Source organism: Criibacterium bergeronii, from assembly GCF_001693775.2.
GTDB classification, from domain to species: Bacteria; Bacillota; Clostridia; order Peptostreptococcales; family Filifactoraceae; genus Peptoanaerobacter; species Peptoanaerobacter bergeronii.
The window spans coordinates 1-10,890 of the sequence record NZ_MBEW02000037.1; the positions used below are offsets into that span (position 1 = coordinate 1).

General features: G+C 33.1%; 8 protein-coding genes. 6 read left to right on the plus strand and 2 right to left on the minus strand.

The window, feature by feature from the left end; genetic code table 11:
• The coding region (locus tag BBG48_RS09970) for a Cna B-type domain-containing protein (RefSeq protein WP_147292848.1) at nt 1–3,370 on the minus strand (3,370 nt) is incomplete at its 3' end.
• A gap of 1,203 nt (nt 3,371–4,573) precedes the next feature.
• Nucleotides 4,574–4,948 carry a hypothetical protein gene (locus BBG48_RS09975; RefSeq protein WP_068913254.1) on the minus strand — a complete coding sequence of 125 codons (375 nt, stop codon included), beginning with the start codon at nt 4,946–4,948 and terminating at the stop codon, nt 4,574–4,576.
• 204 nt (nt 4,949–5,152) lie between these two features.
• Between BBG48_RS09975 and BBG48_RS09980 the strand changes: the two genes are divergently transcribed.
• The 6 genes from BBG48_RS09980 to BBG48_RS10005 are packed head-to-tail and all read left to right on the plus strand — an operon-like array spanning nt 5,153 to nt 10,625.
• On the plus strand, nt 5,153–5,833 hold the full coding sequence (locus BBG48_RS09980; protein WP_068913256.1) for a class A sortase: 681 nt from the start codon (nt 5,153–5,155) through the stop codon (nt 5,831–5,833).
• 59 nt (nt 5,834–5,892) lie between these two features.
• Nucleotides 5,893–6,915: a tRNA preQ1(34) S-adenosylmethionine ribosyltransferase-isomerase QueA gene (gene queA / locus BBG48_RS09985; protein WP_068913258.1), complete on the plus strand. Its 1,023-nt coding sequence runs from the start codon at nt 5,893–5,895 to the stop codon at nt 6,913–6,915.
• A gap of 35 nt (nt 6,916–6,950) precedes the next feature.
• Nucleotides 6,951–7,916 (plus strand): DHH family phosphoesterase, encoded by a 966-nt coding sequence (locus tag BBG48_RS09990; protein ID WP_068913259.1) that lies wholly within the window; start codon nt 6,951–6,953, stop codon nt 7,914–7,916.
• Between the two features lie 12 nt (nt 7,917–7,928).
• The gene (tgt, locus tag BBG48_RS09995) at nt 7,929–9,050 is read left to right on the plus strand and encodes a tRNA guanosine(34) transglycosylase Tgt (RefSeq protein ID WP_068913261.1); all 1,122 of its coding nucleotides are present in this window, start codon (nt 7,929–7,931) and stop codon (nt 9,048–9,050) included.
• A 2-nt stretch (nt 9,051–9,052) separates the two neighbouring features.
• Nucleotides 9,053–9,838, plus strand: a complete 786-nt coding sequence (gene recO, locus BBG48_RS10000) for a DNA repair protein RecO (protein WP_068913263.1) — start codon at nt 9,053–9,055, stop codon at nt 9,836–9,838.
• The gene (locus tag BBG48_RS10005) at nt 9,804–10,625 is read left to right on the plus strand and encodes a DUF4342 domain-containing protein (RefSeq protein WP_068913265.1); all 822 of its coding nucleotides are present in this window, start codon (nt 9,804–9,806) and stop codon (nt 10,623–10,625) included. Before recO ends, BBG48_RS10005 begins: the two co-directional genes overlap by 35 nt.
• Nucleotides 10,626–10,890: the final 265 nt, after the last annotated feature.

The following is a 10,890-nucleotide window of genomic DNA, read 5'->3' on the forward strand; positions in this document are numbered from 1 at the left end:
GCTGTCCAACTGGAGTTTGACCTTCGAATTTAGGTTCAACAACGATAGTTTGAGCAAAATCGTCAATATTCTTGTGTTCTAATGTTGGTATTCCGTCTTTATTAAGGTCGTTATCTCCGCCTTGATATTCGTCTTTTATACCGTCTTTATTAGTATCTACCAAGATATTTTTTGATATTGCTTTTTCGAAAACTACATATGTTGTATCAGGTTCTAATGTCATGTTTTCAAAATTCACTGTCCAAGTGCCTTCTCCGGCAGAGTTTGCTTTTTGAAGGATGTTTTCCAGTGTTTTAATGGCTATTGCTTTACCATCAACAATTTTGTTTAATGTTGCTGTCAGATAGTATTCTTCACTAGGTACTAAGCCTTTGTAGGATACAGTGTCTGTTACTGTGATGTTTGTTGCTTTTTGAGGGATTACTGTCAAACGACCGTTATTGTCGTATTTTTTGTTACCGTTTGCAACTCCATCCAGTGATACTTTTGTTCCTATGCTTCCTTGTAGATTTTTAGTAGTAGATTTGTTTACAAAGGTAACTAATCCGTTTGTAGGTACTTCTACTAAAGTAGTATCTGATACAAATCCTGCAGTATTTAAGATTTCTTCAACTGTGTACTTAATAGCAACGTTGTTATCGTCATACTTAGGATATTCTCCGAAGTTTACTTTGTTTTGACCTATTTTATTTCCTTTGAATTCTATGCTACGTACTACATCTCCGTTAGCTTTTAGAACGAATGTTGCACTGTAGTTTGATGCTTTGTTGTCTTCTATTGGTGTACCGTCATTTAGTGCCCATTGTTTTTGAGCAACAATAGTTATTTTTTCTGTATTTCTGTCTTGCTTGTTTGTGAATGTGAATGTCTTGCCGTCCGTAGAAACATTTGGTTCGCTAGAAGTAAATCCTGAAACTTTTGTTTCTTGAACTGTGTAGACAATCTTTTTGCCGGTAGTATCATTGTACATTGGTAGTAAATCAAATTTATCACTGTTATTTCCTGTGATTGTTACTGTTCTACCTGTTGGATTGCCATCGGCATAGAGTGCGAAGGTGGCTGTATATTCATTTGCGTTTTCAAGTGGTGTAGAGCCATCAATTTGTACCCATTTTTTTATTACGGTTATTTCAACATTTTCTTGTTGTAGCTGGTTTGTTACGTTTTTTGAGCCTGGAGTAGTCATTTCTTTAAATGTACCTTCTCCTGCTGGGACGTTTACAGCTGATTCTAATGCTCTATAAGCAATTTCTGTGTCATTTTTGTTATATCTAGCAAGATTGTTAAAAGTGTATGAACCATTTCCAAATATTTCACCAGTTATTGGGCTATTGTTTGAATCATAAACTATATTCCAATCACCAGTCTTGTTTAAATCCTGTTGCAATACGAAGGTTGCTTTATATTGGTTTGCAATAGAATTTATAATATTTGTACCATCCGGACTAGTCCAGTTTTTTGTTATTGTAAGGCTGGTTGGTTCTTCGGTGTCTTTCATTATTACTTGTGATGATGGAGCACCGTTTAGTTTTGTAATGCCTCCTTCTATTATTATTGTAATAGGTGGGGCTATTTTATATCCTAGAGGTGCTGTACTCTCAGTAATAGTGTATGTTCCATTTGGTAAAGAAATTTGTCCGTTTAGGTTGAAATTCTCAGAACCTATAGTAGGCTTTGTTAGTTTACCGTTGGAATCTGTCATACCTTGAATAACTATTTTATTACTTGAGTCAGTAATAGTAATTGTTGCACCTGGCAATGGATAATTATTTGATGATGTTTTTACAAAATCAAATGTGCCATAGGATTTTTTGTTTACAACTTGTAATCCTTTAGATAAATTGTTAGGGTCAATTAATCCTACTCCATCACAAACGTAGCCTTTTGGCACGTTTCTTTCTGAGTAAGTGTATACAGCAGGTTTTCCATCAGAATTGTAAGCAGGTATATTTGTAAATTTACCGCTCCAATTTGGGGCTGTAAGTGTTACAGACTGAAGTGGAGATGTTGAACCTTGTTGAATTAGGTCTACTGTAATGCTAGTTACATCATCACCGGATTCAGGACCTGCCATTATACCACCATTTGCATTTTTCCATATTTTTGTAATAGGGATATCAATATTTTTAGGTCTAGTATAATTAGCTGTAGCTGCTGGTGCAGGATTTGTTAGAACCGGTGCACCTGAAATTAAGGTTTGTTTTCCCTTAGCAACAAAAACTCTTCCGATTGGAACATCAGTTGCACCTTCGGCTTTAAGAGTTACACTACCCGGGCCACTTGTTATTGAACCATAGAAAGGTTTATTAGGTATAACAGCGTTTAAATCTACTGCTGTTCCATCTGCATACTTAAATACTACATTTGGGTCAGAAGATGTCAATTTTACTGTTCTAGTATCAGCAGTATTTATTTTTCCTTTAACAGTTGTTAAGTTGTTTACAGTGAAAGGACCAATCTTATCTGCTGTTACAGTTGTAGCTGGTCCGGTAACACTAATATACTGTGGTTCTATTTCTAGTGTATTTGCATATGAAGCATTTTTGACTAGATATTTATACAGATTTTGTAAATTATCTTGAAACTGATTAAACCTTGAAACGGCATTGCTGTAAATTTTTGTGTAAGGGTCATTTGTTTCATCTAATTTAGAGAAGCTACCAAGTGATGTATAGTTTGATGGATCAGCTGGATGAGCTGTATATTTTTTATACAAGTCAATAGTATTGCTGCCGTCGTTTTTCAGCATATACCAATTTCTATCGTTTGCTTGGTACATTACATATGTTACAACACCATCTTTTTTCACATATGTGTTTGTAGATACCATGACCGACCTATACTGGTTAGCATCAAGGTTGAAACCATCTGTAAAATGCCAAATAGCAGCCTGTGTAGCTGATACTGCTTGATCTGGTTTTAAATCTGATACTGGATACCCGGCTGCGGTTGCATCACTTGCTAAGCTACTTAATGTTTTATTTGGATAGCTATTGTTTAAAATCCATTGAACATTTGGTAGACTCTTTATAGTTGTAGAACTCCATACTTTTTCAGTATAATTTCGAATTCCATTACTCGTAGGTACACCATGCTGAATACAGTATACTAAAACATTTTCAGACCGTCTTTTATTGTTGTTTAGGTTCATCAAAATAGGATAAACACCAGTACGGTTAGTATCATTAGTATCATAAATTCCATATCCTGCAATAGAATTTTCGTTTATTAATAAGGTATAAGTTTCTCCTACAGCTGCATATGACTGATTAAACAGTGCAATATGAGCAAAGAACCCTCCTAGGATTAGGACAAAGGTTAACAGTAACCTTGCTAATCCCGTCTTGCTTTTTCTTGAGTCGACCATCATAGTCCTCCATTTCTCAAATGAAGAAATAGAGTTTGACTCTTCTTTTCGTTTTTAAAAACGATAGAAGCTTTCAAATTCTTCCTCCATAAACTTTAAATTATCATTGTGAATGTTTTTTAGGTTAATAGAACGAAATTTTCAATACTACTAGTGTAGATGCTACTCTTACAATTAATCTGTAATGTGGTTGTTGTGACATAGCATTTACTTATGTGGTATGTTGCTTTATATTTGTAGTTTGATTGAAAAATTCTATTCGCGATTAAACCGTTGACATAGTATTATCCATTATCCGGCATACTGGCGGCCTAAGGTAGTTAAGGATGTTCACTATTTTTCTTATACTTATTGCGTGCTTACTTTGCCGGTAATCAAGCTTTGCTTTGCAAAACTATTTCCTACATATTTATATAATGTAGCAAAAATATGTAACAGAGGGGTTAAGTTTTGTAATCGCCTGCTTTTTCCTCAGCATTTCGATTTAAAAGTATAGTTGCTTTAGATGTAGTTTCTTAAATTTTCTACCTAAAATTTCGCTTTTTACCAAATTTAGTTATTACTATGCAGTGGAAAAATATCAAAGGGTGTATTTTGATATCTTTTCACTGCATAGTATAACTTATTCATCCACTTAATTTTTAGTTTAGGGGAATGAGGTGTATCACTTCCTTTCTTTATGTAGGGATTAATAGTATAATTTTCCCAATAATTTATCGTTATTTAATTGTGAAATATTTAAGTTAATCTCATATAACAAAAATCAAAACTTGTCAGTGTGATAATTTTGGTATACAAGGTCAATAAAGCTTTGCTGATTGCACATTATACACTACAAAAATAGCTTTGGATAAGTTTTGATTGGTTTTTAGAATTTTTTTAGATTTCTTAAATATTTCTTGTTTATATTATACCATAAATTATATACGAAAAACATATAATTTATAAATTTTTATAAAACTTTTGAATTATTTTTGCTATAAATATTATTTTTTGTGATTTTATTGAAAAAAATATCGTTTTTTATGATACTAATTGCTTAAATTGTTTTTATATTAAATGGAAAAATTGTAAACTGTGTCTAAAAATGTGGGGAACTATATGTCTAAATGAAAAAAATAAAAAACCTATCGCCGTTTGACGATAGGTTTTCACACTCAATTTTAATCTAAGTTGATTTAATTTTGCGTAGATTTTACGACATGATTATTCTATATTTTCGTTTTCTTTGGAATTATGCTCTGCTGCATTAGCTGCCAAAATTTTTTTTATGCGATATCTTATTTTTTCAGCGTATTCTACAAAGTTTTTATCGCTTAGGATTTGTTTTAGGAAAAGCTCTACTTCGGCACTGGAGCTTTTTTCGTCAAAGGAGAAATATTTTTCAAACATTGCTCCTCTTTCGATTAATCTTTTGTGGCGTGCTTTTCTTCTTTCGCCTTTTTCTTTTTTTAGTAGGCTTTTTCTTTTATCTTGCAGCTCTTTAATTTTTTCGTCTAGGTTTTCTTTTTTTAATAGTTCGTCTTTCCTATTTTGAAGTTCGTTTAATTGTTCTTCTAACATTTCGATATTTTCTGCCATAATACCTCCAAAATTATTCCTATAATTTGTTATGATTATACCACTGAAAACAAAAAAATGGAACTAATATTGTAAAATTAAATAAATTTTTTAAATCTTAGTGTTTGTAATGCTTTAAAAGAATTCGTTGAAATTGTTTTTTATTAGTGTTAAAATGTCTTTGTTATTATGTGTTTTTGTAATTTTTTATTAGAGGTGTTATTATTGAATATTAAAAAGGCACTTCCAATTGTTCTAATTATCATAGGTTTAATTTTAATTGCTCTGCCTATGATTGGGCAGATTAAGCTCAAGGATAATATTCAAAGGGTGAGTGTAGAGGATATATCTGCTGAGCAGCTTATTGAAAATCAATCAAAGGTGCTCCCTCAGGAGGATTTTGATTTTTCTAAGGTAAAGGAGATTTCTCCTACGTCCTCTTTTATAAATCCTGATGCTATTGATAAGTCGCATATTATCGGTCAGTTAGTAGTTCCTTCGATTAATCTTAATTTGACGATTTTAAAGGGTACTACTGATTACAATTTATTAGTTGGTGCTACTACTATGAAACCTAGCGATACTATGGGAGCGGGTAATTACACGTTGGCTGGTCATTTTAACAAGGACAAGAGTGTTTTGTTTGGGGGGCTGATGGATGTTAAAATTGGTGACAAAATCCGCATTACTGACAAGTACAAGATTTACGAGTATCAGGTGTATGACACTAAAACTGTCAATGATGATGCTCTTGATATGATAAGTGATGATGTTGCTACAAAAAGGGGTAAGCCTGTTATTTCTCTTATGACTTGCTATTTTTCATCAAGCACTGGCAAGAGATATTTTGTAATTGGCGAATTGGTTGACACTTATCCATATAATAATGAAGATATGTTTAAATAGTGTTTATAATTGAGTTATTTAATATATAATGGAATATTTTTAAATTTGAAAGGATTATTTTGGATACAAGAGATTTTGATTATTATCTACCGGAGGAGCTAATTGCACAAGAGCCGTTAAAGGACAGAAGTGCCTCCCGCATGATGAAGCTTGACAAGCAAACCGGTGAAATAAAGCATGAAAGTTTTAAAAACATTGTGAATTATTTAGATGAAAACTGTGTGTTGGTGCTTAACAATACTAGGGTTTTGCCTGCTAGACTTTATGGTATCAAGGAAGAAACGGACGCCCATATCGAAATTTTACTTTTAAAGAGAATAGATATGTATAATTGGCAAATCTTGGTAAAGCCGGCAAAAAGAGCTAAAATCGGTACGGTGATTAGGTTTTCGGATAGACTGAGTGGCACGATTAGCAAAGAGGAGGACGAGGGGATAAGATACATCAAATTCGATTTTGATGGAGTATTTGAGGATATAATATATGAAATAGGCTCTATGCCACTTCCTCCGTATATTCACCACAAGTTAGACGATAAAGAGAGATATCAGACTGTATACTCCAAGATAAATGGTTCTTCAGCTGCTCCTACAGCGGGCTTGCATTTTACTGATGAAATTTTGGGGCAGATAAAAAATAAGGGGATAGAGATTGAATATGTGACTTTACACGTGGGACTTGGAACGTTTAGACCTGTCAAGGTTGACAAGATTGAACAGCATCATATGCACAGTGAGTATTATAATATAGACGAAGATGTGGCTAAAAGGTTAAATGAGGCCAGAAAAAATGGTAAAAAGATTGTAGCAGTAGGCACTACTACTGTTAGAACTTTGGAGTCGGCATCAAATAAAGATGGTGAGCTGACCAAGCTTAGTGACAACACGAATATTTTTATTTTTCCGCCATATAAATTCAAATTTGTGGACTCTATTATCACTAATTTTCATCTGCCTATGTCGACTTTAATAATGATGATTAGTGCATTTGCAGGTAAGGACAAGCTTTTTCATGCTTACGAGGAGGCTGTTAAAAATAAATATAGATTTTTTAGCTTTGGGGATTGTATGTTCATAGACTAAGTGTTTTAATATTATTAAATCTATAAGGAGCAAAAATGAAACTTAATAAGAATATTTTTAAATTTGACAAATATAGACTTGTCACAAGGTCTGATTTTGATGGTTTGGTTTGTGCAATGATTTTGAAAGAGATTGGCATATTAGACGATATTAAGTTTGTTCATCCAAAGGATGTGCAGGATGGGAAAATCGAACTATTTGAAAATGACATCACTACAAATCTGCCTTATTCACCTAATGCGGGCATAGTCTTTGACCATCATGAGTCTGAAATGAAAAGGAATGAAGATTCTTTAGAGAACCAAAACTATATTATTGCCGAAGAAAAAAGCGTAGCTAGAGTTGTGTACGGATATTTCAAAAAATTTGAGGAAAATAACGAGCTTAGTCGTATTACGCAAGAAATAATGGACGCGGTGGATAAATCAGATAGTGCACAGTTTGTAAAAGAAGAAATATTAGAACCAAAGGACTGGGTATTATTGAGCTATTTGATGGATGCGAGGACAGGACTTGGCAGATTTCATGAGTTTAGAATATCAAACTATCAATTGATGATGGAGCTTATAGATTTTTGCTTAGACCATAGCATTAAAGAGGTTCTTGAACTCCCTGATGTTAAGGAAAGGACTAAGTTATATTTTGAGCAACAGGATTTATTCAAGGAACAATTAAAAAGATTGGCTAGAGTTGACGGCAAGGTTATAATATTAGACCTGCGTAACGAAGAAACTATTTATGCGGGAAACAGATTTTATATTTATGCAATGTATCCGGAGGTAGAAATTTCCATACATTTGACTAAAGGCTTTAAAGGGCAAAATACGCCAATAATGATTGGCAAATCAATCATAAACAGAGCCTCCGATTTTGACATAGGAGAGTTATGTCTAAAATACGGTGGTGGAGGTCATAAAAATGCAGGTACTTGTCAAGTGGATAACGACAAAGCGGATGAAATACTAGAAAAAATAGTTAAAGAAATAAATCAAACAAATTAAAAGGAAGTATTGATGAACAAACCATTAGAATTTACAGTATTACAAGAGGATAAAAAATCAAAGGCAAGACTTGGCTTGTTAAAAACACTACACAGCGAGTTTGAAACACCTGTATTTATGCCTGTAGGCACTAACGCCACAGTAAAAGCTATGGAAAACAGGGAGCTATATGAAATAGGTGCAAAAATAATTTTATCAAACACCTACCATTTACACCTAAGACCGGGCGATGAAATAGTAAAAAAAGGTGGCGGACTACACAAGTTTATGAACTGGGAACGTTCTATATTAACAGATAGTGGCGGGTTTCAGGTATTTTCTCTAGGAGAATTTAGAAAAATTAAAGAAGAAGGGGTATACTTTAAATCTGTTTTAGACGGGGCAAACTTATTTATGGGACCGGAGGAGTCAATTGGAGTGCAAAATAGCCTAGGCTCAGATATAATGATGTCCTTTGACGAATGTGCTCCTTATCCTGCCTCAAGAGAATATGTAGAAGATTCTTATAAAAGAACAATAAGGTGGGCAAAAAGAGGAAAAGAAGCAAATAAAAACCCTGAAACGCAGGCTTTATTTGGTATAGTGCAAGGAGGAGTTTACAAGGATTTAAGGATTGAGTCTGCCAAAGCGACTGTAGATTTAGATTTTGACGGATATTCTATAGGAGGATTGTCAGTAGGAGAACCAAAAGAACTTATGTACGAAGTGCTTGATTATACTCCTGATTATTTACCAAAGTACAAGCCAAGGTATTTAATGGGGGTAGGCACACCTGACGACATTTTTGAAGGGGTAATCAGAGGGGTGGATATGTTTGACTGCGTATTGCCTACTAGGATAGCTAGACATGGCACTGCCATGACTGCAAATGGAAAGCTGGTAGTTAGAAATGCGACCTATGCTGAGGATTTCTTACCTCTTGACCCTGAGTGTGATTGTCATGTGTGCAAAAATTATTCGAGAGCTTATATCAGGCATCTAATTAAGGCAGGAGAAATTTTAGGTAGCAGACTGATTACCTATCACAACATATATTTTCTTGTAAATATGATGAACAACATTAGAGCGGCAATAAGAGCAGGCAACCTTTTAGAATATAAAAAAGCATTTTTAGAAAAATACTATGCGGAGTAATCATGTACGTTTCAACACCCGCAATAATTATAAAAACACAAAAATATAAAGAGTTTGACGAGATAATCACAGCTTTTACTAAAAAATTTGGCAAAGTGAGTATGTTTGCACATTCGTCAAAAAGAATAAAGAGCAAATTATTATCAGGAACACAGGTGTTTTCATACGTTGACATGGAGCTGGATTTAAGACAGACCAGCTCAAGATTATTTAATTCAAAATCAAACGATTCATTTTATAATTTTTCTCAAAATCTTCACAAATACTATTTAGCCAGCTATCTTTGCGAGATTATAGACAAAACTCAAACAGAAAATCAGACTGAGCTTAGATTATTTGATGTTTTTTTACAGACATTTCGAATAATGAAAGATAAAGAGGTTGACCTTAGGTTGTTACGCCTGATATTTGAGCTACATTTAATAGACGCGTTAGGTATAAAGCCAAATTTATTAAGCTGCAGTATTTGCAGGCAGACCAACCCTGATTTGTTGCACAACATAGACATGACAACAGGTACATTGGTATGCGATGAATGTTTGAAATTGAAAACGCCAAACATTTTTACATTGGATAAAAATTTGATTAGATTTATAAAATACGTGTATAATAAAAATATAGAAGTTAGTGTTAATGCAAAGATATCTCCAATACTGGTCGAAATGTTAGACGAATTTAATTATAACTACATTTTATCCTTTTACGGAGATTTGAAGTTACATTCTATTGAAATACTCAAACAGGAGGAAAAGTATGATAAATCTAGAACAAGTAGACCAAGTAATTGAAAGAACAGGAGTTAGCTATAAAGAAGCTAAAGAAGCTCTTGAATACTCTGACGGAGATGTGGTAGACGCTATAATTTACATTGAGGAAAATACAAAATCATTTAAAGAAAAAATGACTGATGACATTAAGGTAAAAAAAGACGATTTAGTATCAACATTAAAAGAACTATTAAGAAAAGGAAATGTTACAAAAATCATCATAGAAAAAGACGGCGAAGTAAAAATGAACATACCTGTAAACATAGGTATTGCTGCTGGAGCACTTAGTGTATTCATGGGAGCGGTTTTGATACCTGTTATAGGTGTAATATCAGTTGGAATGTATATTGGTGATTACAAGATTAGAATAGTAAAAGACGATGGCTCTGAAGTAGACGTAAACGAAGAAACAAAAAAAAGAGTATACCTTTTAAAAGGATATGTTGATGAAAAAGCAGGAGACCTAGAAGAAAACTGGGAAATTATAAAAGATAAAGCACAAGAATTTGGCGAAGAAGCCAAGAAAAAAGCTAAAGAAGCGATGAATGACACTGAAAAAGCTGCAAAAGACATAAAAAAAGAAGTAAAAGATGCTGCAAAAGATGCAGAAAAAGAAGCAATAAATTACGCAAAAGATTTAGGTTATGACGCTGAAAAAATAAAAAATGAAACAAAAGAAGAGCTTGCAAAAACAGCAAAGGATATAAACTGTAAAATAAAAGATGCAGCAGAAAAAATAGAAGAAAAAGGCACACAAGCACAGAAAAAAGCAGAAGATGCAATAGACAATCTTAGAGGAGATTTATAAAAATTATCTTCTAATGTATTAAAATATATGTAAGATAAAACGAATTAATTGACGAAGTAAATTAAGCTTAAATTACTAAATCCGGTGTTATGGCTAAAATTAGTAACACCGGATAATTTGTTTTAGCTGAAAAACAAATTATAATATAAAACTAAAAATGGCTAAAATAAGAGCTTAGAAAGAAAATTAGAAAAAAGTTAATAAAAAAACAAAAAAATTATTGACATCCTAAACCAAAAATGATAATATAATAAAGCTCAAAAGA

Excerpts from the sequence above, each read along its gene's own strand:
- BBG48_RS09975 (WP_068913254.1), bottom strand. The coding sequence starts at position 4,948 with ATGGCAGAAAATATCGAAATGTTAGAAGAACAATTAAACGAACTTCAA.
- BBG48_RS09990 (WP_068913259.1), top strand. The coding sequence starts at position 6,951 with ATGAAACTTAATAAGAATATTTTTAAATTTGACAAATATAGACTTGTC.
- tgt (WP_068913261.1), top strand. The coding sequence starts at position 7,929 with ATGAACAAACCATTAGAATTTACAGTATTACAAGAGGATAAAAAATCA.
- recO (WP_068913263.1), top strand. The coding sequence starts at position 9,053 with ATGTACGTTTCAACACCCGCAATAATTATAAAAACACAAAAATATAAA.
- BBG48_RS10005 (WP_068913265.1), top strand. The coding sequence starts at position 9,804 with ATGATAAATCTAGAACAAGTAGACCAAGTAATTGAAAGAACAGGAGTT.